At 62.7% G+C, this 24,292-nt stretch carries 24 protein-coding genes; 14 read left to right on the top strand and 10 right to left on the bottom strand.

The window, feature by feature from the left end; genetic code table 11:
* Window positions 1-6 precede the first annotated feature (6 nt).
* A complete protein-coding gene (locus JHL16_RS32835; protein WP_200189048.1) occupies window positions 7-978 on the top strand; it encodes a substrate-binding domain-containing protein in 972 nt (323 codons plus the stop codon).
* Between the two features lie 55 nt (window positions 979-1,033).
* Here JHL16_RS32835 and JHL16_RS32830 read toward each other — a convergent pair whose 3' ends face one another.
* The 4 genes from JHL16_RS32830 to hmgA are packed head-to-tail and all read right to left on the bottom strand — an operon-like array spanning window position 1,034 to window position 5,670.
* A complete protein-coding gene (locus JHL16_RS32830) occupies window positions 1,034-2,959 on the bottom strand; it encodes a VIT domain-containing protein (protein WP_200189047.1) in 1,926 nt (641 codons plus the stop codon).
* Window positions 2,946-3,302, bottom strand: a complete 357-nt coding sequence (locus JHL16_RS32825; RefSeq protein WP_200189046.1) for a MerR family transcriptional regulator — start codon at window positions 3,300-3,302, stop codon at window positions 2,946-2,948. Before JHL16_RS32825 ends, JHL16_RS32830 begins: the two co-directional genes overlap by 14 nt.
* Before the next feature lie 53 nt (window positions 3,303-3,355).
* Complete coding sequence (locus tag JHL16_RS32820; protein ID WP_200189045.1) at window positions 3,356-4,363, bottom strand: fumarylacetoacetate hydrolase family protein; 1,008 nt, start codon at window positions 4,361-4,363, stop codon at window positions 3,356-3,358.
* Window positions 4,360-5,670: a homogentisate 1,2-dioxygenase gene (hmgA, locus tag JHL16_RS32815; protein WP_246771236.1), complete on the bottom strand. Its 1,311-nt coding sequence runs from the start codon at window positions 5,668-5,670 to the stop codon at window positions 4,360-4,362. The genes JHL16_RS32820 and hmgA overlap by 4 nt, the downstream gene beginning before the upstream one ends.
* A gap of 76 nt (window positions 5,671-5,746) precedes the next feature.
* On the opposite strand from hmgA, the gene JHL16_RS32810 reads away from it, so the two are divergent.
* The 3 genes from JHL16_RS32810 to JHL16_RS32800 are packed head-to-tail and all read left to right on the top strand — an operon-like array spanning window position 5,747 to window position 7,849.
* Complete coding sequence (locus JHL16_RS32810; RefSeq protein ID WP_200189043.1) at window positions 5,747-6,205, top strand: MarR family winged helix-turn-helix transcriptional regulator; 459 nt, start codon at window positions 5,747-5,749, stop codon at window positions 6,203-6,205.
* On the top strand, window positions 6,192-6,833 hold the full coding sequence (gene maiA, locus JHL16_RS32805; RefSeq protein ID WP_200189042.1) for a maleylacetoacetate isomerase: 642 nt from the start codon (window positions 6,192-6,194) through the stop codon (window positions 6,831-6,833). The genes JHL16_RS32810 and maiA overlap by 14 nt, the downstream gene beginning before the upstream one ends.
* Before the next feature lie 38 nt (window positions 6,834-6,871).
* Window positions 6,872-7,849: a rhodanese-like domain-containing protein gene (locus tag JHL16_RS32800; RefSeq protein WP_200189041.1), complete on the top strand. Its 978-nt coding sequence runs from the start codon at window positions 6,872-6,874 to the stop codon at window positions 7,847-7,849.
* On the opposite strand, the gene JHL16_RS32795 is transcribed toward JHL16_RS32800, so the two are convergent.
* Window positions 7,831-8,283: an Lrp/AsnC family transcriptional regulator gene (locus JHL16_RS32795; RefSeq protein WP_200189040.1), complete on the bottom strand. Its 453-nt coding sequence runs from the start codon at window positions 8,281-8,283 to the stop codon at window positions 7,831-7,833. The genes JHL16_RS32800 and JHL16_RS32795 overlap by 19 nt on opposite strands.
* Window positions 8,284-8,388: 105 nt before the next feature.
* On the opposite strand from JHL16_RS32795, the gene hppD reads away from it, so the two are divergent.
* Window positions 8,389-9,501, top strand: coding sequence for a 4-hydroxyphenylpyruvate dioxygenase (gene hppD, locus JHL16_RS32790; protein ID WP_200189039.1), 1,113 nt, complete (start codon window positions 8,389-8,391; stop codon window positions 9,499-9,501).
* 9 nt (window positions 9,502-9,510) lie between these two features.
* On the opposite strand, the gene JHL16_RS32785 is transcribed toward hppD, so the two are convergent.
* Entirely contained in the window at window positions 9,511-9,945 is a 435-nt protein-coding gene (locus JHL16_RS32785) for an Lrp/AsnC family transcriptional regulator (protein ID WP_200189038.1), read from the bottom strand.
* A gap of 236 nt (window positions 9,946-10,181) precedes the next feature.
* On the opposite strand from JHL16_RS32785, the gene JHL16_RS32780 reads away from it, so the two are divergent.
* Window positions 10,182-11,069, top strand: coding sequence for an EamA family transporter (locus tag JHL16_RS32780; protein WP_348647312.1), 888 nt, complete (start codon window positions 10,182-10,184; stop codon window positions 11,067-11,069).
* 121 nt (window positions 11,070-11,190) lie between these two features.
* On the top strand, window positions 11,191-12,480 hold the full coding sequence (locus JHL16_RS32775; protein ID WP_200189037.1) for an epoxide hydrolase family protein: 1,290 nt from the start codon (window positions 11,191-11,193) through the stop codon (window positions 12,478-12,480).
* A gap of 46 nt (window positions 12,481-12,526) precedes the next feature.
* On the opposite strand, the gene JHL16_RS32770 is transcribed toward JHL16_RS32775, so the two are convergent.
* Window positions 12,527-13,183 (bottom strand): TetR/AcrR family transcriptional regulator, encoded by a 657-nt coding sequence (locus JHL16_RS32770; RefSeq protein ID WP_200189036.1) that lies wholly within the window; start codon window positions 13,181-13,183, stop codon window positions 12,527-12,529.
* 119 nt (window positions 13,184-13,302) lie between these two features.
* Between JHL16_RS32770 and JHL16_RS32765 the strand changes: the two genes are divergently transcribed.
* The 5 genes from JHL16_RS32765 to JHL16_RS32745 all read left to right on the top strand — a co-directional run bounded on the left by JHL16_RS32765 (window position 13,303) and on the right by JHL16_RS32745 (window position 18,780).
* Window positions 13,303-14,508, top strand: a complete 1,206-nt coding sequence (locus JHL16_RS32765; RefSeq protein WP_200189035.1) for an HlyD family secretion protein — start codon at window positions 13,303-13,305, stop codon at window positions 14,506-14,508.
* Between the two features lie 36 nt (window positions 14,509-14,544).
* Window positions 14,545-16,128 carry a DHA2 family efflux MFS transporter permease subunit gene (locus JHL16_RS32760; RefSeq protein WP_200189680.1) on the top strand — a complete coding sequence of 528 codons (1,584 nt, stop codon included), beginning with the start codon at window positions 14,545-14,547 and terminating at the stop codon, window positions 16,126-16,128.
* The gene (locus tag JHL16_RS32755; RefSeq protein WP_246771234.1) at window positions 16,125-16,841 is read left to right on the top strand and encodes a response regulator transcription factor; all 717 of its coding nucleotides are present in this window, start codon (window positions 16,125-16,127) and stop codon (window positions 16,839-16,841) included. The genes JHL16_RS32760 and JHL16_RS32755 overlap by 4 nt, the downstream gene beginning before the upstream one ends.
* Window positions 16,842-16,863: 22 nt before the next feature.
* Window positions 16,864-17,622, top strand: coding sequence for a sulfite exporter TauE/SafE family protein (locus JHL16_RS32750; RefSeq protein WP_200189034.1), 759 nt, complete (start codon window positions 16,864-16,866; stop codon window positions 17,620-17,622).
* 147 nt (window positions 17,623-17,769) lie between these two features.
* Window positions 17,770-18,780: an alpha/beta fold hydrolase gene (locus JHL16_RS32745; RefSeq protein ID WP_200189033.1), complete on the top strand. Its 1,011-nt coding sequence runs from the start codon at window positions 17,770-17,772 to the stop codon at window positions 18,778-18,780.
* Between the two features lie 68 nt (window positions 18,781-18,848).
* On the opposite strand, the gene sucD is transcribed toward JHL16_RS32745, so the two are convergent.
* Genes sucD through JHL16_RS32730 form a run of 3 tightly spaced genes read right to left on the bottom strand, consistent with a single transcriptional unit; the run spans window position 18,849 to window position 22,113 of the window.
* Complete coding sequence (sucD, locus tag JHL16_RS32740; protein WP_200189032.1) at window positions 18,849-19,736, bottom strand: succinate--CoA ligase subunit alpha; 888 nt, start codon at window positions 19,734-19,736, stop codon at window positions 18,849-18,851.
* A complete protein-coding gene (locus JHL16_RS32735) occupies window positions 19,733-20,920 on the bottom strand; it encodes a malate--CoA ligase subunit beta (RefSeq protein ID WP_200189031.1) in 1,188 nt (395 codons plus the stop codon). Before JHL16_RS32735 ends, sucD begins: the two co-directional genes overlap by 4 nt.
* 2 nt (window positions 20,921-20,922) lie before the next feature.
* A complete protein-coding gene (locus JHL16_RS32730) occupies window positions 20,923-22,113 on the bottom strand; it encodes an aminotransferase class V-fold PLP-dependent enzyme (protein WP_200189030.1) in 1,191 nt (396 codons plus the stop codon).
* A 183-nt stretch (window positions 22,114-22,296) separates the two neighbouring features.
* Between JHL16_RS32730 and JHL16_RS32725 the strand changes: the two genes are divergently transcribed.
* Together JHL16_RS32725 and JHL16_RS32720 are read left to right on the top strand one after the other, a co-directional pair.
* The gene (locus tag JHL16_RS32725; protein ID WP_200189029.1) at window positions 22,297-22,935 is read left to right on the top strand and encodes a response regulator transcription factor; all 639 of its coding nucleotides are present in this window, start codon (window positions 22,297-22,299) and stop codon (window positions 22,933-22,935) included.
* 319 nt (window positions 22,936-23,254) lie between these two features.
* Window positions 23,255-24,232, top strand: coding sequence for an HpcH/HpaI aldolase/citrate lyase family protein (locus JHL16_RS32720; RefSeq protein ID WP_137860006.1), 978 nt, complete (start codon window positions 23,255-23,257; stop codon window positions 24,230-24,232).
* Window positions 24,233-24,292: the final 60 nt, after the last annotated feature.

The following is a 24,292-nucleotide window of genomic DNA, read 5'->3' as shown; positions in this document are numbered from 1 at the left end:
AGACCCATGAAACGCCGTGACTTTATCAAAGTGTCGATGCTGGCGGCCGGGGCGCCCTTGGCCCTCTATCTGCCGCAGGGTTTTGCGCCCGCGCGGGCCCAGGCGAAGTGGAAGATCGGCTTCTCGCAGGTCACCACTATCGAGCCCTGGCGCGTCCAGTTCAACAAGGACATCGAGGCGGAGGCGAAGAAACACCCCGAAGTCGAGCTCATCGTCACCGATGGCGAGGACAAGACCGAAAAGCAGGTGGCAGATGTCGAAAATCTCATCCGCCAGGAGATCAACGCGCTGCTCATCTCGCCCAAGGAATCGGCGGGGCTGACCGGCGTCGTCGAGCAGGCGATCGACGCGAAAATCCCGGTCATCGTGCTCGACCGCAATGTCGAGACCGACCGGTACGCGCAATTCATCGGCGGCGACAATGTGGTGATCGGGCGCGCCGCCGGCGAGCATGCGGTGAAGCTGCTGGGTGGTGCGGGCGCCGCCAAGGGCAAGCTGGTCGAGATCTGGGGCGGCCTCGGCACCCAGGCCTCGCATGACCGCCACAATGGCTTCCATGAATTCACCGACAAGGAGAAGGGCATCGAAAATCTGCTCGACCAGCAATCGGCGGACTGGAAACAGGCGGCGGCCTATGACGTCATGGCCACCGCTCTGCGCAATCATGAGAAGATCGACATGGTCTATGGCCATAATGATCCCATGGCCTATGGCGCTTATCTCGCCGCCAAGGATGTCGGGCGCGAGAAGGAGATCAAGTTCCTCGGCGTCGACGCGCTGCCGAATGAAGGCGTGACCTGGGTTCACAATGGCGAGCTCGCGGCCACCTTCCTCTATCCCACACCGGGCGCCGAAGGCCTGCGCCAGGCGATCAAGCTCCTCAATGGCGAGAAGATCGAAAAGAAGATCGTGCTGCCCACCCTGACGGTGACGAAGGAAAATGCCGATCAGATCATGAAGGACAACGGCTTGTTGTAAGGCTTCCCGCGTCTTTCCCTTCTGCCCGTCCGGCAGAAGGGAAAGCCTGACACGATCACGTGCGGATGAGGGCGGCGAGCGCGCGAATGCGTTCCGCGCTGGTAAACCCGAACAAACGGCGGGCGATGCGCGCGGCGGCGCGATCGCCGCCCTCGCCGGCCTGATAAGCGAGCAAAGCGATCACCAACTTCAAGGGTGTAAGGCCGAGCTCGGCGGCGGCCGCTTTCATGCCATCCCGCTGCGCCAGTGTCTTGAGCTCCTCCTGCAGCGCCGGTGCAAGCTGCGTGAGATCGCCGGCCAGAAGACGCTCAGGCTCGGACGCCCAGTCCATCTTGAGGATGAGCCTTCTGGTCGTTTCCCGATGGTCCAGCTTCGTCGAGACACGCTCGCTGCGGCGGCGCATGAGCATGGCGGGTGCGGGCGCCATCAGCTCGGCGAAGTCCATGACGGACTCGGCCAGAGCGGGCGCCGGCAGGCCGACCGGCCGCTGGCCGGGCAGCATCTCCTGTGTGACGCCGGCTTCATCGACCAGGACCAGGCTGGTCAGATGCGACACGAGGCCTTCGCGTTCGGCGAGCTCGGCCGCTTCGGCCTCGTTCAAGGTCGGCAGCAGGAAGCTCGCCGCGGCGGCGGCCACGGCGCGGCTCGTGGTGGCCGGCGCGCCGGCCGTGGGAGAAACGTCATGGCTCACCGTCACCATCATGCCGGAGCGCCGGAAGGTCGTCGGGTCCGTCCGGCGGCCGGCACCGCGAAGGCTGCCGAGTGAAGCCGCGAGAAGGTCGTCGAGATCAGCGCCGCCGCTCACGAAGATGTCGCCGCCGGTCAGCGCGGCGAGATGGCCGACATTGGCCTCGAGACTGTCCTCCCCGACCAGCACGACGCTGATCGGGCGACCCATGCGGGCCAGTTCCTGCACGTCGAGCGCGTGGCTTTTGCCGTCGGTGATCAGCAGGATGCTGTCGGCGACAGATCCCTGGATCACCGCCGTGAGGGCCGCGCCGATTTCCGTTCCGCCCGCGGGCGCCGAGAGGTGGTCGATAAGCCGGCCGAGCCTGCCGGTGCCGACCCAGCGCACGCGGCTGTCGAACTCCCACAGATCGACGGCATCGTTGGGCGACAGACCATTGGCGAGCTTCCGCAGGGCCGCCACGACGTGATCATGCTTGCTCGCGGCGTCGCGGCCCGCGCGCACCTGGTCCCGCATGGAGCCTGAATGATCCACCAGGATGGCGATGTTCAGGGAGGCGTCCGGTGCGGGCGCCGGCAGCAGCGCGAGAGACACGGCGCGGCCATCGGCGGCTGTTCCCCGCGCTGTCCCTGAGCGCCAGCCATCGATGACGAGATCGATCGGGCGGTTCAGGACAAGCTTCGCTCTTCCATCGGCGAGAGGTCCGCCGGCGAGACGAACCTGTGCGCCGGGGGCGTGAACCGTGAGGGTGCCGGACAAAAGCGCGCCGCCGGTTTTGAGATCATCCGACTCGGCGAGTGGCGACCTGCCATAGACATCGCCGACGGTGACCGGGATGCGTAAGTGCCCCGTGGCCGCAACGACGGTAAGTGTCGTGACCCATTGCGTCCTGACCTCGATCTCCGCGCCGGCCGGAATATTGGCCACCGAGAGCATATGGATGCCGCGCAGAACTTCCTCGTGGAGAACCGCCGATTTGCCGCGTTCGATGGCGTCTTCATAGGTCGACCGCGCCTTGTTGCGGATTTGCGCCCGGGCGATGAGCGCGCGGCCGGCGATCTTCACCCGGAGATCGAAGAGCGTCGCGTGGACCGGCATCGGAAAAGTGAGGGTGGCCTCGATCGGTTTTTCTTCCGTGTTGCGGAAGAGGCGGGTGGTGGTGACGATGGCGAGGCCGCCGTCGATGACGACATCGAAATCGGTACCGGAAAGCGGAACGGGATGCGCGGCGGCGCGCCGCCCGAGAAAGATCTGCAGCGGATCATGGAGGACGGCGGAGCTAGCGATCGGCATCGGGACTCTCCTTGAGAAGGTCTTCGAGAAGCGCCTGGACCGCCGCGACGATGGGGCGGGGATCGGTCCCGCTCTTGAGCAGTCCGGGGGCGATGGTGAGGGTGACGTCGGGCGTGACCGGAAAGGGGATGCCTTCCTTGGCCTCCAGCATCAGCTTGATGGCGGCGGGCGGAAATCCCAGCTCGCGGAGGCGGTTGTAGCGGTGGATGGCATCGAGATGCTGCTGGCCGTAGCTGGCATTCGCCCTTCCGCCGTCGGGCGGCGGCATGAACCCCTCCGAAATCAGGTAGCGGATCTGGCGTTCGGTGATGTGGGTCGCGGCGATGAGGTCACGGATATTCACGGCGTCTCCTTTCGACAATAAATATGTCGAAAGGAGATCGGCCGCAAGTCTTTTTACAAAGTTTTTGTCGAAAGGGCCAGAGGCGCCTCCACCTTCTGCGCGATCGCGCCGAAGATCGAATGGCCGCTTCGATCCATCATCTCGATCCGGACCTCATCGCCGAAGCGCAGGAAGGGCGTATTGGGTTTCCCGTCGCGGATCATCTCGATCATACGCAATTCGGCGATGCAGGAATGACCGCGCCGGCCCTCCGGATCCTTGTTCGACACCGTGCCCGAGCCGATGATCGAGCCGGCGCAAAGTGGCCGCGTCTTGGCCGCATGCGCGATGAGCTGGCCGAAATCGAACGTCATGTCCTCACCTGCCTCGACGCGCCCGAAAGGTTTGCCGTTGAGATCGACATGGAGCGGCAGGTGGAGTTTGGCCCCATCCCACGCATCACCCAGCTCATCGGGCGTCACCGCCACCGGCGAGAAGGCGGAGGAGGGCTTCGACTGGAAGAAGCCGAAGCCTTTTGCAAGTTCAGCCGGGATCAGGCCACGCAGCGACACGTCATTGACCAGCAGCACGAGCCTGATGCGCGCGCGGGCGTCGCTTGACGAGATGCCCATCGGCACATCGCCCGTCACCACGGCGACCTCGCCTTCCATGTCGATGCCCCAGGCCTCGTCCGCCATGGTGATCGGATCACGCGGGCCTAAGAAAGAATCCGAGCCGCCCTGATACATCAAGGGATCGGTCCAGAAGCTGTCCGGCATCTCGGCGCCGCGTGCCTTGCGCACCAGTTCGACGTGATTCACATAGGCCGAACCGTCGGCCCATTGAAACGCGCGCGGCAAGGGCGATGCGCATTCGTGTTCATGGAAACGGAAGGACGGCACCGACCCATGCTCGAGCTGCTCGGCGAGATCGGTCAGCCTGGGCGCCACCCGGTCCCAATCATCCAGCGCTCTTTGGAGAGTGGGGGCGATGTTGAAGGCCTCGGTGGCGCGTGTCAGATCGCGTGAGACGACGACGAGCTTGCCGTCGCGGCTGCCATCCTTCAGCGATGCAAGCTTCATGGTGCTCCTGTGAATTTCTTGGTCAGCCCCGCCCAGCAGTCGATATAGTCGGTCTGCAGGGTTTCGACGCTCGCCGCATATGAAGTGAGATGCTGCGGAAAACGCGTCTCGAACATGAAAGCCAGCGTGTCGGTGAGCTTGTGCGGCTTCAGCTCGACGGTGCTGGCTTTTTCGAAGGCCGTCGCATCGGGCCCATGCGGCAGCATGCAATTATGCAGGCTGATGCCGCCCGGCACGAAGCCGTCAGGCTTGGCGTCATATTGCCCATAAATCAGCCCCATGAATTCCGACATGATGTTCATATGGAACCAGGGTGGGCGGAAGGAATGCTCGGCGACCGACCAGCGTTCGGGGAAGATGACGAAATCGACATTGGCGGTGCCTTCCTCGCCGGAAGGCGCCGTCATCACCGTGAAGATCGACGGGTCGGGATGGTCGAACAGGATGGCGCCCACCGGTGAGAAGGTTCTGAGGTCATATTTATAGGGCGCGTAATTGCCGTGCCAGGCGACGACATCGAGTGGCGAATGGCCGATCCTGGTGACATAGAACTTGCCACCCCATTTGACGGTGAGCTCGGACGGCGTCTCCTTGTCTTCGAAGGCGGCGACCGGCGTCTTGAAATCGCGCGGATTGGCGAGGCAGTTGGCGCCGATAGGCCCACGATCGGGCAGCGTGAATTTGGCGCCGTAATTCTCGCACAGATAACCGCGCGCCGGACCGTCGAGAAGCTCGGCGCGGAATTTCATGCCGCGCGGGATGATGCAGATCTCGCCGGGCGTGACGTCGATGCGGCCGAGCTCGGTCCAGAAGCGCAAGCCCCCCGATTGCGGCACCACCAGCATCTCGCCATCGGCATTGAAGAAATATTCATCTTCCATCGAGCGGTTGACGAGGAAGACCGCGGCCGCCATGCCGGTCTGGGTATTGACGTCGCCCGCCGTCGTCATGGTGCGGATGCCGGTGACGAAAGTCGTCGCCGCATTGGGCATCGGCGGCGGCCCCCAACGCAATTGCCCGATGGCGAGGTCATGCTCGTCGAGACAAGGGGCGGTCTTCCAGAAGGGAATATCCGTCCTGGTGAAGCGCCCCGTATGTTTGACGGAAGGGCGGATGCGATAGAGCCAGGAGCGCTCATTGATGCCGCGCGGTGCGGTGAAGGGCGAGCCCGACAATTGCTCGGCATAGAGCCCATAAGCACAACGCTGCGGCGAGTTCTGGCCGGAGGGCAGGGCGCCGGTGAGCGCCTCGGTTTCGAAATCGTTGCCGAAGCCCGGCATATAGCCGGCAAGGATCGCGCTCTTCATCGGCGCCTCCATCATAATAGTTTTACATGCAACTATCTAATAGTTGCATCTGAAACTAATTATGTCAAGATGGGCCATGGCCGATTTCGCGCTCACTTGTTTCCTGCCTTTCCGGCTGAACCGGCTGGCGGCGGAGATTTCGGAACAGCTGGCGACGCTCTATGCCGAGCGTTTCGACATCGACATCCCGCAATGGCGGGTGCTCGCCACCTTGTCGGCGGGCGAGACCTGGACCGCCAAGGCCATCGTCGCATCGACCCGCACCCATAAATCGACCATCAGCCGCGCGGTCGAGGCTTTGAGCCGGCGGGGCCTCATCGAAAGCATCCGGGCACCCGACGACAAGCGCGCCTTCCATCTCCGTCTCACCGCAGCGGGCCGTAAGCTATTCCGCCAACTCGAGCCATTGGTGCTCGATTATGAGCGGGATCTTCTGGCACGTTTGAGCGAAAGCGAGGGCCGCGCCCTCGCCAGAGGCATCGGGGCGCTCGAAAAAGCGTTGAAGCTCGAGGAGAGGCGTGATGAAGCTTTATAGCTATTTCCGCTCGTCGGCCGCCTATCGCGTGCGCATCGCCCTCAATCTGAAAGGCATCGAGGTCGAGCAGGTCGGCGTGCACCTGGTGAAGGAGGGCGGTCGGCAGAACACGCCCGAATACCGCGCCCACAATCCGCAAGGCCTTGTCCCGGCCCTCGAGCTCGATGATGGCACCGTCATCACCCAGTCGCTCGCCATCATCGACTATCTGGAGGCCATCCGCCCCGAGCCGCGCCTGGTTCCCGCCGATCCGGTCCTGGCGGCCAAGGCCCGGGCCGTGGCGCTGACGATTGCCTGCGACATCCACCCGCTCAATAACCTTCGCGTGCTCAACTATCTCAAAGGTCCCCTGGGGCATTCGCAGCAGGAGGCGGATGAGTGGTATCGGCACTGGATCCTCGAAGGTGGCCTCGACGCAGTGGAGGCTTTGATCGAGGGCGGGCGTTTCTGCTTCGGCGACAGCCCGTCGGTAGCCGATATCTGTCTCATCCCGCAGGTCTTCAATGCGCGCCGCTTCAAGATCGACATCTCGCACTTGAAGAAAATCGAAGCGGTCGACCGGCACTGCAAGGAGCTGCCGGCTTTCCTGGACGCCCACCCCCGACGGCAACCCGATACTGAAATATAATGTTCAGCTGCCGCCGGCTGGGATAGTCTGGTGAGATCATGGACCTCATCAGCCTTGTCCAGCAATATGGCCTCATTCTCGTTTTCGCGAGTGCTTTCATCGAGCAGCTCGGCCTGCCGCTGCCGTCCTATCCGGTCCTCGTGGCGGCGGGCGCGTTGAGTTATGCCGGCGGTGACTCGCTCGTTCTGATCACCGCCATCGGGATCGCCGGCGTGCTGTTGGGCGATCTTGTCATCTATTCCGCCGGCGCCCGCTTCGGGCAGCGCGCTCTATCGGTGGTCTGCAAATTGAGCTTCGCGCGCGACAATTGTGTCAGGCGGACGCAGGACCGCTTCTCCCATCATGGCGCCTTGGCGCTGCTTTTCGTGAAGTTCCTTCCGGGCTTTGCGCTGGTGCTGGTCCTTCTCTGCGGCGTCTCCAGGCTCGCCATTCCGACTTTTCTCCTCCTCGATGGGCTGGGCGCCGCGGCCTATGTGGCGCTTCCGGTCGTGCTGGGGCATCTCTTCCGCAACACGGTCGATTCCGCTCTGGAGATGGTGGCGCGCTGGGGCGAGTATGGCATCGCCCTCGTCGTCGGCCTTCTGCTTCTCTATGCCGCCTACCGGGTGATCGACCGGCAGCTCTTCATCCGGCGGCTCAAGATGGCGCGCATTTCAGCGCAGGAGCTCGTCGGCCTTATCGATGCGGGGAAAGCCCCGGTCATCTTCGATGTCCGCACCGCCGAGATGCGCCGTAAGGAAGGCATCATACCGGGATCGATCGGCGCGCATCCGGACGAGATTTCTGGTGTCGCCAAAAACTATGCGCGTGATGCCGAGATCATCATCTATTGCTCGTGCCCCAATGAGGCGTCCGCCGCCGTCGCCGCCTTGCATCTGAAGCGGGCCGGTTTCAAGAAGATCCGGCCGCTCCAGGGTGGGATCGAGGCCTGGGCCATGGCCGGCCAGCCGATCCACGATGCCGAACCGCAGAACCGGCCCGCCGAAGGAAGCCTGAGCTACAGCGCCAGCAGGTGATCGTCGCGCAGGATTTCGAGCGCGATCTCGGAGCGCACCCGGTCGACGGTCTGGTGCATCAACAGCACGCCATTGACGAGATCGCGCAGGCCGTCGAGATCGGCGACGCAGACTTTCAGGAGATAATCGAAATCGCCGGTCACCGCATGCGCCTCCAATATGCCGGGTGTGAGGCGCACCAGGTCGCGGAAACGCCGCGCATTGCCGTCCGAATGGCCTTTCAGCTTCACATGCACGAAAGCGGTGACGGCGAAACCTAAGGCCCGCGCATCGAGATCGGCGCGATAGCGGCGGATCAGGCCCGATTGCTCGAGCGCCTGACGCCGCCTCACCGCCTGTGATTCCGACAGGCCGACCTCCTGGGCGAAATCGGCTCGCGCCAGGGCGCTGTTGCGCTGGAGGGAGTTCAGTACTTTCCGGTCGAATTCATCCATATGGCGCTCGTTTCCGTGCAAATTTGAGGAAGATGAGCACTATTATGCCCGAAAACGACAGGTCTGGCGACTTATTATGGACATTCGCAACCGTGAGGACTTCCCATGGGCCCTTATCCGCATGACGCACCGCCGCCCGAGATCGGCCCCGACAATCCGGCCGGCACCGACGGTTTTGAATTCGTCGAATTTGCGCATCCCGAGCCCGAGAAGCTCAGCCTGCTTTTCGGCAAGTTCGGCTTCACCCCCGTCGCCCGCCACAAGACCAAGAACATCACCGTCTGGCGCCAGGGCGACATCAACTACATCCTCAATGCGGAAGCCCACTCCTTCGGCATGAATTTCGTCGGCCGGCACGGGCCGTGTGCGCCGTCCATGGCCTGGCGTGTCGTCGACGCCGAACATGCATTTCGCCATGCCGTGTCGCTTGGCGCCGAAGCCTATGAAGGGGCCGACAAGACGCTCGATGTCCCCGCCATCAAGGGCATCGGCGGCAGCCTCCTCTATTTCGTCGACCGCTACGGCGCCAAGGGCTCGCCCTATGAAGCGGAATTCGACTGGCTGGGCGAGAAGGATCCGAAGCCCAAAGGCATCGGCTTCTATTATCTCGATCATCTGACCCACAATGTCTTCCGCGGCAATATGGACAAGTGGTTCGGCTTCTATGCCAAGCTCTTCAATTTCCGCCAGATCCGCTTCTTCGATATCGAGGGCAAGTTTACCGGGCTCTTCTCACGCGCGCTGAATTCGCCCTGTGGCAAGATCCGCATCCCGATCAACGAAAGCGCCGACGACAAAAGCCAGATCGAGGAATATCTGCGCAAATATAAGGGCGAGGGCATCCAGCATATCGCCATCGCGACGGAAGACATCTATGGCGCCACTGACGCGCTGGCCGACAATGGCGTGAAATTCATGCCGCCGCCGCCCGCGGCTTATTATGAGAAATGCGCCGAGCGCGTGAAGGGCCATCAGGAACCCATCGAGAAGCTCAAGAAACACGGCGTCCTCATCGACGGTGAAGGTGTCGTCGATGGCGGCGAGACCAAAGTGCTGCTGCAGATCTTCTCGAAAACCGTGATCGGCCCGATCTTCTTCGAGTTCATCCAGAGGAAGGGTGACGACGGTTTCGGCGAGGGCAATTTCCGCGCTTTGTTCGAAAGCATCGAGGAGGATCAGGTGCGCCGCGGCGTGCTGGGGCCATCCAGAGCCGCTTGACGACCACCGTCACAACGGGGGCAGCCGCCGCTTCAAGGTCTGCGCTTTGACGATGGCGGTGTTGGTTTCGGCCTTGTCGCCGATACGGTCGATGATCTCGTCCATCTCTTCGATCGAGCGCACATGCAGCCTGGCGACGAGGCAGTCGTCGCCCGTGACCTTGTCGCATTCGGTGAATTGCGGGATCTCCTCGATCATCTGCTGCACGCGCGCCATCTGTGCCGGTAATGGCCTGATGCGCACGATCGCCTGCAGTGCGTAGCCGAAGGACTGCGGATTAACCTCCACCGTGAAAGCGCGGATCACGCCGCGCTCCTCCAGCCGCTTCAGCCGCTCGGACGCGCTGGGCGAGGACAGGTTCACTCGGGCCGCCAGCTCTTTCAGCGACAGGCGGGCATTCTCCGCCAGGAGATCGATGATCTGCCGATCCACTTCGTCGATCATGTAAATCCTCTATTCTGCCTCTGTAAATGAGGAGTGTAGCACGATTTGCCTTATTTTATCCATATAAATCCCCTTCGCAGCCGAATAGAAAAGCGTTAGATCACGATCAATTCAGGTCTTTACGACCTGAATTGATAAACGTGATCGGAATCTTAAGTTGGCGCGTGATCGGGCGGAAAACCGGTATCCACTTTTCCTGATCCCGCGCTAGAAGCTGGCCTTCTCAGGAGTGGACCGTGCAGAACAACGCAAATTGCGCCGTGGCCGAAGGCGGACCGTCGCCCGCCTCGCAGACGGGCCTTGCCGCGCTCATGGCGTTGACCGCGATGATCGTGGTGCAGGCGGGCGCCGCCTTTGCGCAGCCGACCATGGCCGCTTACGGGCCTTTCGCCACCACCTGGGGCCGGCTCGCCTGGGCGGCGATCATGCTGTTCATCATCGTGCGTCCCGATATTCGCCGCTATCGGCCGCGGGAGCTTCTGCTCACCCTGGCGCTCGGCGCCACCATGGCGGCGATGACACTCACCTTTTTCGTGGCGATCATGCGCGTGCCGCTCGGCCTCGTCGTCGCCATCGAGCTGCTGGGTCCGCTCACCGTCGCGGCCTTCGGCTTCGCGAGGAGCTGGCGCATTCTCTGGCTGGTGCTGGCTTTCGCCGGTGTTCTCCTTCTGGCGCTGAATCTTGAAGGCTGGACCATCGATGTCCTGGGCTTCGGCTTCGCGCTCCTCGCCGGTGTCGGCTGGGGCACCTATATCGTTCTGAACAAGAAGGTCGGCCGGATCTTCCGCGGATTGGACGGGCTCGCCATATCCTTCGTCGCCGCCGCGGTGATCGCAACACCCTTCGGTCTCTATGAGACCGGCTTCACCTTGCCGTCGGGCCTTGTTTTCGAGACCATGGGCCTTGCCATCCTGACGCCGCTTCTGCCCTATGCGCTCGAGATGATGTCGCTGCGCCGCCTGTCGCAGGCGAGCTTCGGCATCCTGATGAGCATCGAGCCCGCTGTCGCGGCCCTCGCCGGCTACATCATTCTGAGCGAGGCCTTGAGTCTGCAGCAGCTCGCCGGCATTGCGCTCGTCGTCTGCGCCGGCGCCGGGGCGGTTGCGAGCTCGCGTGAGCATTAGCTCAGCCCGCCCTGCTCGCCGATCCATAAGTATCACCGACACCATCGTATAATGGTCTTGGCGTCGTTGCCGCCCGACCTTTCATCGCATCCGACCAATCTGGAGAACCTAGGAGGTTGTCATGTCGATGAAATCGCTATCGCCTACACGTCGTGAGCTTCTTGCCACGGCAGTTGCCGCAGGTGCCCTGAGCATGCTTCCCGGAGCGCTTCAGGCAGCGACAGGACGCGACGCGATCCGCCCCTTCGCGATCGAAGCCGCGGAAGCGGATCTCGCCGATTTGCGCCGGCGCCTCAAGGCGACGAAGTGGCCCGAACGGGAGACGGTGAAGGATTCATCGCAGGGCGTGCAGTCCGCGACGATCAGGAAGCTCGCGCAGTATTGGGCGACCGATTACGACTGGCGCCGGATCGAAGCGAAGCTGAAAGCCCTTCCGCAGTTCGTAACCGAGATCGACGGGCTCGATATCCATTTTATTCACGTGCGCTCGCAGCATGAAAATGCGCTGCCGGTCATCATCACGCATGGTTGGCCGGGCTCGATCCTTGAGCAGCTCAAGCTCATCGACCCACTGACCAACCCGACCGCCCATGGTGGTAGTGCCGCCGATGCCTTCGACGTGGTCATTCCGTCACTGCCGGGTCATGGCTACTCTGCCAAGCCCGAAACGACCGGCTGGGACCCCCAGCGCGTCGCGCGGGCCTGGGTCGTGTTGATGGAGCGTCTTGGCTACAAGCGCTATGTAGCGCAGGGCGGCGACTGGGGCGATGCCGTGACGGAGCAGATGGCCTTGCTGACGCCGCCGGGACTGCTCGGCATCCATGTGAACATGCCGGCCACTGTTCCTGACGACGTGGCGAAGGCTCTCACCGTTGGCGGCCCGCCGCCGTCCGGCCTCTCGGCCGATGAGCAGAAGGCCTATGACCAGCTCAACACTTTCTACAAGCACGGTCTCGGCTATGCGATCGAGATGTCCAACCGTCCCCAGACTCTCTACGGGATCGTCGATTCCCCGGTCGGCATGGCGGCGTGGATGATCGATCACGACGAGAAAAGCTATCAGCTCATCGCGCGGGTTTTCGACGGACATCCTGAAGGCCTGACGCGGGACGACATTCTCGACAACGCCACGCTCTACTGGTTGACCAACAGCTCGATCTCGGCGGCGCGGCTCTATTGGGAAAGCAAGCTCGCCTTCTTTGCACCGAAGAACGTCACCATCCCCGTGGCGGTGAGCGTCTTTCCGGACGAGCTCTATGAAGCGCCGCAGAGCTGGGCGGAACGGGCCTATCCCAACCTCATCCATTACAACAAGCTCCCCAAGGGTGGTCACTTCGCCGCCTGGGAGCAGCCGGCGCTGCTGACGTCCGAGCTTCGCACGGCGTTCAGGCCGTTGCGCAAAGCAAGCTGAAACGACAGGACGGTGGAAGGATGATGGACCGGGTGCTAAGCCCGGTCTATCGCTGTTTGGGCCGGCACCCATCCAGGAAAAGCCGCGCGCAATTGCGGGCCCGCTTGACGATCTCGGCGTGATCCGGCGGCGGCTTGAGGCCGAGCATCATGGCGCGCTGCGGCTCCATCACCATCATGCCTCTCAGCATGCCGACGGCGGTTGCGGTGTCATCGATTTCGATCATGCCGCGATCACGTTGCTGCCGCAGCCATCCTTCCATGGTCTGCGTCGTGCGGCGCAGCGCAAGCTCGTCGAAGGCGGCGGCGATCTCGGGAAAGCGGTCGCATTCCGCAAGCACGAGGCGGAGGCTCGACACCGTGTCCGGGTCGAAGGTCAAGGTGCCATAGGCGATCAGGATGTGCTCGAGCGCCTCATCCACCGGCAGCCCGTCGAGATGCTCCTCGTCCATTTCCAGAATGAAGCGAGAAATCCGCGCCGAGATGACACTCTGAAACAATTCGGCCTTGGTCGGGATCAGGCGGTACATGGTCTTGGTCGACACACCGGCGCGCTCGGCCACCCGGTTCATGCTGGCGCCGGCATAGCCGCTGGCATGAAATTCCTGGCGGGCCGCCTGGAGGATCATCTGCCGCGTCTCGTCATCGGGCCGGATTTGCGGCCGCCCGCGGGGGCGTTTTGAGACTTTAGTATTATCGACCATAGTCATTTTCCAAATTCTATTGACAACGGGTCTGGCCAGGCATATTTAGGAAAATATCAGTTTTCCTAAAAAGAGCAAGCCGGATTTTCGGCCCTCGCAGTGCAGGAAAGGTTCGGGCCATGAGCAAACATGAAGCAGCTTTTACAGCGGAAAAGACCATTCCAACCGCCGAAGCGATGCCCGGTTTGAAGCTGCCGGAAGAAGTTCCCCTTCCGGTTCCGGCAATAGCGGTGGATGTACCCAAGGCCGGCCTGAAGCGCTGGCTGCGCGCCGCACTGTTTGCCGGCGTCGCTCTTGCCGCGCTGGGAGGCGCCGCCGATTACGGCTGGACCTATTGGACGTCCGGTCGCTTCCTGGTTTCGACCGATGACGCCTATGTCAAGGCCGACAGCACGACGATCGCCCCCAGGATCTCCGGCTATATCGCGGCGGTTTTGGTCAATGACAACCAGCCGGTGAAGGCCGGAGGGATCCTGGCCCGCATTGATGACCGCGACTTCAAGGTCGCCCTCGAAAAAGCCCAGGCTGATGTCGCGGCGGCGGAAGCCAATATCGCCAACAAGCAGGCGGCGCTCGTCGCCAAACAGGCCGAGATCGACGCTGCCCGGGCGACGGTCGTGGTCGATGAGGCGAATGAGACTTTCGCCGAGCAGGAAAACAAGCGTTATGCCGAGCTTGCCAAGAAGGGTTTCGGCACGGTTCAGAACGCGCAGCAGGCGGCCTCCCGCCTGGACGCCGCCCATGCGGCGGTCGCGCGCGACACGGCGGTGCTCGCCAATACCACCAAGCAGCTCGATGTCGGCAAAGCCGAGCTCGCCCAGGCTGAGGCCGCGCTCGCCGGCGCCAAGGCGGCGGAGGACCAGGCCCGGCTCAATCTCTCTTATACGAGCCTCGTCGCTCCCATTGACGGCCTGGTCGGCAACCGGACCTTACGCGTCGGCCAGTATGTCCAGGCGGGCACGCAGCTTATGGCGGTCGTGCCGACCCATGATGCTTACATCATCGCCAATTACAAAGAGACCCAGCTCACCGACGTCCGTGCCGGACAGCTGGTCGATGTCGAAATTGACACGTTCCCGGGTCAGGTCTTCAAAGGCCATGTCGACAGTCTCTCGCCGGCCAGCGGCCAGGAATTCGCCTTGCTGCCGCCCGACAATGCCACCGGCAACTTCACCAAGGTGGTGCAGCGCATTCCGGTGAAGATCGTGCTTGATGAGAAAGGCCCGCTTTCAGTCGTTCTGCGGACCGGCATGTCGGTCTATCCGACGATCGATACGAGGTCCGAGCCGACCCAGACCGCGTCCATATCCAAAGCGATCAACTGAGGCGTCCCCACGAGGAAATCATGGCGGGAGGCTATGATGTCAACCCAGACCAATATTTCTTCTCCTCCGGCGTCCTCCGAAAAGGCCAGCATGGCGACCTGGATTGCGGTGCTCGCCAGCATGATCGGCGCCTTCATGGCGATCCTCAACATCCAGATCACCAACGCCTCGCTGCTCGACATCGAAGGCGGCATCGGGACCGGCGTCGATAACGGCGCCTGGATCTCGACTTCCTATCTCATCGGCGAGATCATCGTCATACCGCTGACCGATTATCTGAGCCGCGTCTTTTCCTTCAGGCGCTACATGCTGGCGAATGTGGTTCTGTTCGCGCTGTTCTCGGCGGCCTGTGCCTTCGCTCATGATCTGAGCTCGATGATCGCGCTGCGCGGTCTCCAGGGTTTTGCCGGCGGCGTGCTGATCCCGATGGCCTTCACCATGGTGTTGACCCGGCTGCCCAAATCGCAGCAGCCGATCGGCCTCGCCATGTTCGCGCTGTCGGTCACCTTCGCGCCGGCCATCGGGCCGACCATCGGCGGCTATCTCACCGAGAATTATGGCTGGCAGACCATCTTCTTCGTCAATGCGCTGCCGAGCCTGCTGATGTTCGTGGCGCTCTATTTCACGCTCGAGCGGAAGCCGATGCAGCTGTCGCTGCTCAAAGAGGGCGACTGGGCCGGCATCGTCACCATGGCCATCGGGCTTGCGGCGCTGCAGACCGTGCTCGAGGAAGGCAACAAGGACGATTGGTTCCAGTCTCCTTTCATCGTCAAGCTGGCTTTGACGGCGGCGCTGTTTCTCACCGCCTTCATCATCATCGAGCTTACCGTCAAGAAGCCGCTCGTCCAGCTGCGCCTTCTCAAGCAGCGTAATTTCGGCATCGGCATATTAGTCAATGTGCTGGTCGGCGTGGCGCTTTTCGGCACCGTCTATATCCTGCCGCAGTATCTGGGCCAGGTGCAGCGTTACAATGCCGAGCAGATCGGCTTCGTTCTCGCCTGGACCGGCTTGCCGCAGCTTCTCATCATTCCGCTCGTGCCGCTGCTGATCAAGCGTTTCGACGTGCGTCATGTCGGCTTCGTCGGCATCAGCATCTTCGCGGCGAGCGCCTTCATGAACATCAATCTGTCGCTCGACAGCGCCGGCGACCAGTTCTTCCTGCCTAATATCGTGCGCGCCATCGGCCAGGCCCTGGTCCTGACACCGATCAGCGTGATCACGACCGCGGGCATTGCACCCGCCGAGGCGGGTGCGGCCTCAGGCCTCTCGAACATGCTGCGCAATCTGGGCGGTGCGGTCGGCACGGCCACGCTGGCGACGGTGCTCACCAAGCGCGAGCAGTTCCATTCGAATATCATCGGCCAGTCCGTCACGATCTATCGGGACGAGGTGCGTGACCGGATCGCCGACCTGACGCAGTATTTCACCGCTCATGGGGTGACCGATATCGCGCTTGCTCAGCACAAGGCGATCGCCGTCATCGGCGCGACCGTTCATCGTCAGGCGTTGATTCAGGGCTTCAGCGACACTTTTGCCGTGATCGGGACGGTCCTGGCCCTCGCGGCGGTGGCGCTGCTCTTCACCCGCAAGATCAAGGTCGGTGGCGGCGGCGCTCATTGAGCGGCGGCGTTGAACCCATCCCAGCAACGGAGGTGACGGCAATGTATTCGTATCAGTCGATATATTCGGACGCCAGGCCGAAGCCGGCCGCTCTTGTCCACGAGGCACCCATCATATTCATCATCGATGAAGATTCTGCCACGCGCCGATCCCTGGAAGTGTTGGTCCGATCCGCCGGCTGGCAGCCGGAAGCCTTCTCATCCGCGTACGAATTCCTGACTCACCCGCGGCCGTCGGGTCCCAGCTGCGTGATTCTCGATGTCGACCTGCGCGATCTCGGTGGGCTTGAGGTGCAGAAGCTTGTCTCAGCCGAACGCCGCGACTTGTCCTTTGTGTTCGTCACCGACAATCGTGATCTCTCGACGGCCGTCAAAGCGATGAAAGCGGGCGCGGTCGACTTCCTGACCAAGGCGGAGGACGAAGAAGTCCTGCTGGGCGCCATTGACGAGGCACTGGCGCGCAGCCGCTCAGTCCTGGCCGGCGATACCGAAACACGCAATTTGCGGGATCGCCATGCTTCGCTCAGCCGCCGCGAGCAGGAGGTCATGGCCCGGGTCGTCGCGGGCCTGCGCAACAAGCAGGTGGCCTACGAGCTCGGCATCAGTGAAATCACGGTCAAGGTGCATCGCGGCCACGCCATGCGCAAGATGCTGGCGCGCTCGCTGCCGGACCTCGTCCATATGGCGTCGCAGCTCGGCATTGCTCACCAGTGAACGATGGCAAGAGGGCGGTCACATGGAGTTGACAATTGCCACGATCCTGGTCGCCCTCGCCGGCGTGTTCCTGATCTCTTTTATGCGGGGTGCGTTCGGGGGCGGATTCGCCATAATCGGGATTCCACTCCTGTCGCTGGTGATGGACCCGGTCACCGCCGGCGGCCTGCTCGCGCCTCTGTTCATCGCCATGGATCTGGTCGCGTTGCGCTACTGGAGGCCCTCGACATGGTCGAAGCCCGACCTTGCGCTGCTTTTGCCGGGACTCCTGATCGGCATCGGGATTGGCTATCTGCTGTTCCGTATACTGGACCACCGCGCCATCGCGATCATGATGGCGGCAATCACGTTGATTTTTGTCGGACTCTGGTTTGCCGCCGGGGCCAAAGTGACGATCCGTCCGCGTTCGTCGCCGAAGGCGGTCACGGCCGGCTTCGCTTCCGGAATCACCACCATGGTGGCGCATTCGGGCGGACCGCCGCTTGCGATGTATCTGTTGCCCCTCGGCCTCAGCAAGGAAATCTATGCGGGAACGACGAGCCTGTTCTTCACCGTCGGCAATGCAGTCAAGGCAGTGCCGTGGCTGCTGCTGGTGAGGCCGACCGCTCCCGTCTGGATATTGATGGCGGTCTGCCTGCCCGTCATTCCTGCCGGTATCTGGCTTGGCTGGCGGCTTCACGGCCGGCTGGACCAGCGCCAGCTCTATCGGGCCTGCTACGGACTGCTGGTCGTGACGGCCTTGAAATTGTTGTGGGATGGGGTTTCGGGCTATCTCGCCTGACCCGATCCAAAGCTTTAGCCGCCACCATCGTATAATGGAATTGACCTCGGCCTGTGACGATCTTTGGTATGATGCATAGGGCGGCGATGCCATTTTCCGTCGTTCCCTAATGACCAGCTCGTCGCATTGCAATACGAAGAGGATACCATGGACAAGCCCCGCGAAACCATCGATCAGCGCCGCCGCCTTCTCGTCGGCGCCGCGGCCATGACCTTCGCCGCGATCGATCTCGGCGCCAAAAAAGCCGCCAGGGCGGCGGTAACTTCCTTCGGTGCGATCAAGCAGATCGAGGCTGGCATGCTCAATGTCGGCTATGCGGAGGAAGGTCCGGCCGACGGTCCGCCCGTCATCCTGCTGCATGGCTGGCCTTACGACATTCACACTTATGTCGATGTCGCTCCCTTGCTGGCGGCTAAAGGCTATCGTGTGATCGTGCCTTATCTGCGCGGTTACGGACCGACGCGTTTCCTGTCGGATGAGACGATACGGAATGGCCAGCAATCGGTGATCGCCGTCGACATCATCAATCTCATGGATGCGCTGAAAATCGAAAAGGCCACGATCGGCGGCTGCGACTGGGGCGCGCGGACCGCCAATATTCTGGCCGCCCTCTGGCCCGAGCGCTGCAAGGCGCTGGTCTCCGTCAGCGGCTATCTCATCGGCAACCAGGAGGCGGGCAAGCAGCCGCTGCCGCCCAAGGCCGAGCTGCAATGGTGGTATCAGTATTATTTCGCGACCGAGCGTGGCCGCGAAGGCTATGAGAAATATACCAATGACTTCGCGCGGCTCATCTGGCAGCTGGCGTCGCCCAAGTGGAATTTCGACGAGGCGACCTTCGCGCGCAGTGCCGCCGCTTTCGTCAATCCGGATCACGTCGCAATCGTGATCCATAATTACCGCTGGCGCCTCGGCCTCGTCGAAGGCGAACAGATATATGATGCATTCGAGAAGCGGCTGGCGAAGGCGCCCGTCATCCACATCCCTACGATTACGCTCGAAGGCGACGCCAATGGCGCCCCGCATCCCGAGCCTGGCGTCTATGCGAAGATGTATTCAGGCAAATATACGCATCGCAACCTGACCGGCGGCATCGGACATAATTTGCCACAGGAAGCGCCGCAGGCTTTCGCTGACGCCATCATCGATGTTGGCGAATAGGCTCCGCACTTTCCCAGCTCGTCATCCCGGCGAAAGCCGGGACGACGATGGGGAGCGGAGATGCGTATTCACGCTGCCTTCAGCAGTGTCTCCATGGTGCGGCCGATCTCCGAAGGTGACGGCGAGATCGCCACACCGGCATCGCGCAACAGTTCCACCTTCTCGCTGGCGCTCTCACCGAAAGCCTGAATGATGGCGCCGGCATGGCCCATGCGCCGGCCTTTCGGCGCCGAGAGACCCGCCACATAAGCGGCGACCGGTTTCGTCATATGCTCTCTGATATAGGCGGCGGCTTCGGCTTCCTGCGGTCCGCCGATCTCGCCGATCATCATCACCGCATGGGTGTCGGGATCGTTTTCGAACAATTCGAGGATGTCGCGGAAGGACGAGCCGTTGATCGGATCGCCGCCGATGCCGACGCTGGTCGAGATGCCGATGCCGAGGTCCTTCATTTGCGCCGCGGCTTCGTAACCGAGCGTGCCGGAGCGCCCGACGACGCCGATATGACCGGGCAGATAGATATGTCCCGGCATGATCCCGAGCAGCGACTTGCCGGGCGAGATGATGCCGGCGCAATTGGGCCCGACGAGCTGCATGCGGTTCTCGCGGGCGTAGCGGCGCATGTAGCGCTTCACCCGGATCATGTCCTTGGCCGGAATGCCGTCGGTGATGGCGACGCAGAGCTTCAGCCCCGCGTCGGCCGCCTCCATGATCGAATCGGCCGCGAAAGGCGGCGGCACGAAGACGATCGCCGCGCTGGCTTCCGTCTTCTCCACCGCTTCCTTGATCGTGTCGAAGACCGGCACATTATGGACCATGGAGCCACCTTTGCCGGGTGTGACGCCGCCAACGATATTGGTGCCATAGGCGATCATTTCCTGGGTGTGGAAGCTGCCGATCTTGCCGGTGATGCCGAGGACCAGGACGCGGGTCGCGCGATCGAGAAGGATTGTCATGAGGCCACCTTTGTCAGGCTGTCATTGCGCCACGCGGCGACCGCGCGGCTCGCCGCTTCGGCGAGTGTGCCGGCGCGGATGATGGGAAGGCCGGAGCGCGCCAGGATCTTGCGCCCTTCTTCGACATGGGTGCCGGCGAGGCGCACCACCACCGGCATGTTGAGGGGGGTTTTCTGCAGCGCCATCACGATGCCTTCCGCCACCCAGTCGCAGCGGTTGATGCCGGCGAAGATGTTGACGAGGATGGCGCGCACATTCTGGTCCGAGGTGACGAGCCGGAACGCCTTGGCGACACGTTCGGGCGTGGCGCCGCCGCCGATATCGAGAAAATTCGCGGGCTCGCCGCCCGCCGCCTTGATCATGTCCATGGTCGCCATGGCGAGGCCGGCGCCATTGACGATGCAACCGATCGAGCCGTCGAGCCCGACATAGGAAAGACCGCGGTCATTCGCACGTGTCTCGCGCGGATCCTCCTGCGACTTGTCGCGCAGTTCCGCGATATGCGGCAGGCGGAACAGGGCGTTGTCGTCGAAGGTCATCTTGGCATCAAGCGCGATGAGCCGGTTGTCCTCGGTGACGACCAGCGGATTGATCTCGACCATCGTCGCATCGAGCTCCTCGAAGGCTTTGTAGCAGCCGAGAATGGTGTTGACCGCCTGCTGCGTCAGCGCCGGCTCGAGGCCGAGGCCGAAGGCGATCTCGCGCGCCTGGAAGGCCGGCATGCCGACCGCCGGTTCGACGACGCTGCGGATGATCGAGTTGGGTTCGCGCTGGGCGATCTCCTCGATTTCCATGCCGCCGGCGCTCGAGGCCACTACCATCACGCGCTCCGACTTGCGGTCGAGCACCAGGCCCAGATAGATCTCGCGCTTGATGGCGACGGCGCCTTCGACATAGACGCGATAGACGGTCTTGCCTTGGGGCCCGGTCTGATGGGTGACGAGGCGTTTGCCGAACAGTTCGTCGGCCTCCTCCTCGACCTGATGCTCGGAGGAGCAGAGTTTGACGCCGCCCGCCTTGCCGCGGCCGCCCGAATGGATCTGCGCCTTGACGATCCATTTGCTGCCCCCGATGTCGCGGGCGCGATAGGCCGCCTGCTCGGGGCTGTAAGCGAGACCGCCTTGCGGCACCGCGACGCCGAAGCGCGAGAGGATTTCCTTCGCCTGATATTCGTGGATGTCCATCTTCAAGCCGCCTTTGCGAGCTGTGCCGGTTGGGTGCGGTGGAAATGCTCGATCGCCGCGGCGACACCACTGCCGGCGGTGAAGGGAACGCCCTGGTCGCGCAATGTGAGCTCGACGCCCGACAAAGCGGTCAGCACCATCAGCTCGTTGAGATCGCCCAGATGGCCGATGCGGAAGACGCGGCCCGCGACCTTCGACAGGCCGACGCCGAGCGAGAGTCCGTAAGCTTTGTAGGCATGGCGCACGAAGGCGTTGGAATCGAAGCCGTCCGGCAAATAGATCGCGCTCACCGTGTCGGACTGCCAGTGCGGTGCTGCGGCGCAGAGCTTCAGGCCCCAGGCGGAAACCGCCTGGCGCACGGCTTCGGCGAGGCGGTGATGGCGCTGGAACACATGCTCGAGGCCCTCGGCGAAGAGGAGATCGAGCGAGGCGCGCAAGCCGCGCAGCATATGGGTCGGCGGCGTATAGGGGAAATAGCCGTCCTTGTTGACGCGCGCCATGTCGGCGAAGTCGAAATAGCAGCGCCGCGACTGCGCGTCTTGCGCCTGGGCGAGCGCCTTCTGGCTGACGCAGAGAATGGCGAGGCCGGCCGGCATCATGAAGCCCTTCTGGGAGCCTGAGACGGCGATATCGACGCGCCAGTCCTCCATGCGGAAATCGATGCTGGCGATCGAGCTGACGCCGTCGGCGAAGAGGAGTGCCGGATGGTCTGCTTCATCGAGCGCCTTGCGCACGCCCGCGATATCGCTGGTGACGCCGGTCGCGGTTTCATTGTGGGGGACGAGCACCGCCTTGATCTTGTGGTGGCGATCGGCCTTGAGGCGGGCGGCGAAAATATCGACCGGCACGCCTTCGCCCCAGGGCGCATCGACGACGTCGACCTCGAAGCCGAGCCGGATGCACATGTCGATCCACAGATGCGAGAACTGGCCGAAACGGGCGGCGAGCACCTTGTCGCCGGGCGACAACGTGTTGGTGAGGGCGGCTTCCCAGCCGCCGGTGCCGGAAGAGGGGAACAGGAAGGCCTGACCGGTCCTGGACTTGAAGACCTTCTTCACGTCCTCGAACAGCGGCAAGGTGAAGGCTGGTAGGTCGGGCGCCCGCTGATCCTCCATAGGGACATCAACGGCCCGGCGCACCGCATCCGGCACATTGGTAGGCCCTGGAATGAAAAGGCCGCGAACACCTGGCATGGTTTCCTCCCTCGCTGGTGATTTGCTTATGTGTGCATTATCTCACCGGGTAGGGTCCCGCGCACAACGTCCCTATCACCTGCTTTTGGATGTCCATAAGGATAGGAGATTTCCTATCCTTTAGAATGGTGGTGTGCTAATTGTAAGCCAAGTGACCTACCCATCAGTATGGGATTTGATCAAATGGCCGATCAGGCGCCTATCGACATCGCCCTGGGGGACGGCAATCCCCTGATGCTGGCGGCCCTGTCCGACTTCATCGATCGCGACAAGGCCTTCAGCCTGGTGGCGACCGCCGCCTCGGCGGAAGGATTTCTTGCCGCCGTCACGCGGGTGCCGGTCCGGGTCGGGCTCATCGACTGGAATCTCCCCGTGATGGGGGGTGAGCGCCTCCTCGATACGCTGCGTCTGCGGCCTTCGCCGCCGCGGCTGATCGTCTATGGGGCGGCTGAGGAGCCCGAGATCCTGCGCCGCGCCATGGCGGCGGGCGCCGCCGGTTTCTCACCACGCCACCAGTCGCCGGAGCAGCTTCTGGTGATGGCGCGCGCCGTGGCGCAAGGCCAGATGATGTTTCCCTTCATCGATGTGCGCGAACTTGCCCGCGATCCCGCGAGCGCTCTCACTCTGCGCGAGCGCACGCTGCTCGCCGCTTTGGCGCGCGGCCTCGACAACAAGTCGCTAGCGCGCGAACTCGATATTTCGGTGAACACGGTGAAATTCCACCTGCGCAATCTCTATGAGAAGCTCAATCTCTCGAGCCGCGCCCAGGCTATTGCGTTTTATTACTCTTCCGGTGCGCATCGGGATGATGGCGGCCGCTGAGCACCCTCGCCCCGCTTCAGCGGGGAGAGGGTAGGGGCCCGCCGCGCAGCGGCGGGAAGGGGGAGGGGCCTGTCAGCAGCATCATCTCTTCCCGATCAATCGGAAAAATCACTTTATCTCACATCGAGATCAATCACGAAGAGGCCCCTCACCCTCCCGTTGCGTTGCAACGGGTCCCTCCCTCTCCGCTCTGCGAGGGGCGAGGGTAAAAATCATCCGCCAACGGATGAATTCGTCACTGCGACCGAATTGCCGCTTGACGTGATCCCGCTTCCTCCTGTTGTCTCATCGCCCTGTCACGTCACCCGAGAGGTCTTCCATGAGCTTCCACACCGTCGAACAGGCCGCCGCAAGGCTCAACCGCAGCGAGCTCGCCGTGCCCGGCAGCCAGCCGCAGCTCTTTGAAAAGGCAGCGAAATCGGCCGCCGACGTGATCTTTCTCGATCTCGAGGACGCGGTCGCACCGGACGACAAGGAGCAGGCGCGCAAGAACATCATCCAGGCCATCAACGATATCGACTGGGGCCGCAAATCACTCTCGGTGCGCATCAACGGCCTCGATACCCACTATATGTATCGCGATGTCGTCGACGTTCTCGAGCAGGCGGGCGACCGTCTCGACCTCATCATGATTCCTAAGGTCGGCACCGCCGCTGATGTCTATGCCATCGACATGATGGCGACGCAGATCGAGACCGCCAAGGGCCGCAAGAAGAAGATCGGCTTCGAGCTCATCATCGAGACGGCGCTCGGCATGCAGAATGTCGAGGCGATCGCAGGCGCCAGCCGCCGCAATGAATCGCTGCATTTCGGCGTCGCCGACTACGCCGCCTCGACGCGCGCCCGCACCACCAATATCGGCGGCGCCAATCCCGATTATTCGGTGCTGACCGACAAGCTCGATGACGGCTCACGCGCCACGCATTGGGGCGACATGTGGCATTATGCGCTCGCCCGTATGGTCGTCGCGGCCCGCGCCAATGGCCTGCGTCCCGTCGATGGTCCTTTCGGTGACTTCTCCGACGCCGATGGCTACAAAGCCGCCGCCGGCCGCGCCGCGGTGCTGGGCTGCGAAGGCAAATGGGCCATCCATCCCTCGCAAGTGACGCTCGCCAACGAGGCGATGGGGCCTAGCGAGAAGGATGTCGCACGCGCCAAGCGTATTCTTGTCGCGATGGAAGAAGCGGCGAAAGCCGGCAAGGGCGCCGTGTCGCTCGACGGCCGCCTCATCGATTACGCCTCGATCCGCCAGGCCGAGGTCTTGGTCAAGAAGGCCGAGCAGATCGCCAAGGGGTGAGAAGTCTCAGTTAGGCGAAGCTGCTTCCAACTTTCCCCTCTCCCGTTGCGTAGCAATGGG

It is taken from the genome of Taklimakanibacter albus, from assembly GCF_016595235.1.
In the GTDB taxonomy this organism is placed as follows: domain Bacteria; phylum Pseudomonadota; class Alphaproteobacteria; order Rhizobiales; family Aestuariivirgaceae; genus Taklimakanibacter; species Taklimakanibacter albus.
Note: the sequence above shows the minus strand (reverse complement) of the source record. Positions and strands in the feature narration are given on the sequence as shown.

Excerpts from the sequence above, each read along its gene's own strand:
- JHL16_RS32835 (WP_200189048.1), top strand. The coding sequence starts at position 7 with ATGAAACGCCGTGACTTTATCAAAGTGTCGATGCTGGCGGCCGGGGCG.
- JHL16_RS32830 (WP_200189047.1), bottom strand. The coding sequence starts at position 2,959 with ATGCCGATCGCTAGCTCCGCCGTCCTCCATGATCCGCTGCAGATCTTT.
- JHL16_RS32820 (WP_200189045.1), bottom strand. The coding sequence starts at position 4,363 with ATGAAGCTTGCATCGCTGAAGGATGGCAGCCGCGACGGCAAGCTCGTC.
- hmgA (WP_246771236.1), bottom strand. The coding sequence starts at position 5,670 with ATGAAGAGCGCGATCCTTGCCGGCTATATGCCGGGCTTCGGCAACGAT.
- JHL16_RS32810 (WP_200189043.1), top strand. The coding sequence starts at position 5,747 with ATGGCCGATTTCGCGCTCACTTGTTTCCTGCCTTTCCGGCTGAACCGG.
- maiA (WP_200189042.1), top strand. The coding sequence starts at position 6,192 with ATGAAGCTTTATAGCTATTTCCGCTCGTCGGCCGCCTATCGCGTGCGC.
- JHL16_RS32800 (WP_200189041.1), top strand. The coding sequence starts at position 6,872 with ATGGACCTCATCAGCCTTGTCCAGCAATATGGCCTCATTCTCGTTTTC.
- JHL16_RS32795 (WP_200189040.1), bottom strand. The coding sequence starts at position 8,283 with ATGGATGAATTCGACCGGAAAGTACTGAACTCCCTCCAGCGCAACAGC.
- hppD (WP_200189039.1), top strand. The coding sequence starts at position 8,389 with ATGGGCCCTTATCCGCATGACGCACCGCCGCCCGAGATCGGCCCCGAC.
- JHL16_RS32785 (WP_200189038.1), bottom strand. The coding sequence starts at position 9,945 with ATGATCGACGAAGTGGATCGGCAGATCATCGATCTCCTGGCGGAGAAT.
- JHL16_RS32775 (WP_200189037.1), top strand. The coding sequence starts at position 11,191 with ATGTCGATGAAATCGCTATCGCCTACACGTCGTGAGCTTCTTGCCACG.
- JHL16_RS32770 (WP_200189036.1), bottom strand. The coding sequence starts at position 13,183 with ATGGTCGATAATACTAAAGTCTCAAAACGCCCCCGCGGGCGGCCGCAA.
- JHL16_RS32765 (WP_200189035.1), top strand. The coding sequence starts at position 13,303 with ATGAGCAAACATGAAGCAGCTTTTACAGCGGAAAAGACCATTCCAACC.
- JHL16_RS32760 (WP_200189680.1), top strand. The coding sequence starts at position 14,545 with ATGTCAACCCAGACCAATATTTCTTCTCCTCCGGCGTCCTCCGAAAAG.
- JHL16_RS32750 (WP_200189034.1), top strand. The coding sequence starts at position 16,864 with ATGGAGTTGACAATTGCCACGATCCTGGTCGCCCTCGCCGGCGTGTTC.
- JHL16_RS32745 (WP_200189033.1), top strand. The coding sequence starts at position 17,770 with ATGGACAAGCCCCGCGAAACCATCGATCAGCGCCGCCGCCTTCTCGTC.
- sucD (WP_200189032.1), bottom strand. The coding sequence starts at position 19,736 with ATGACAATCCTTCTCGATCGCGCGACCCGCGTCCTGGTCCTCGGCATC.
- JHL16_RS32735 (WP_200189031.1), bottom strand. The coding sequence starts at position 20,920 with ATGGACATCCACGAATATCAGGCGAAGGAAATCCTCTCGCGCTTCGGC.
- JHL16_RS32730 (WP_200189030.1), bottom strand. The coding sequence starts at position 22,113 with ATGCCAGGTGTTCGCGGCCTTTTCATTCCAGGGCCTACCAATGTGCCG.
- JHL16_RS32725 (WP_200189029.1), top strand. The coding sequence starts at position 22,297 with ATGGCCGATCAGGCGCCTATCGACATCGCCCTGGGGGACGGCAATCCC.
- JHL16_RS32720 (WP_137860006.1), top strand. The coding sequence starts at position 23,255 with ATGAGCTTCCACACCGTCGAACAGGCCGCCGCAAGGCTCAACCGCAGC.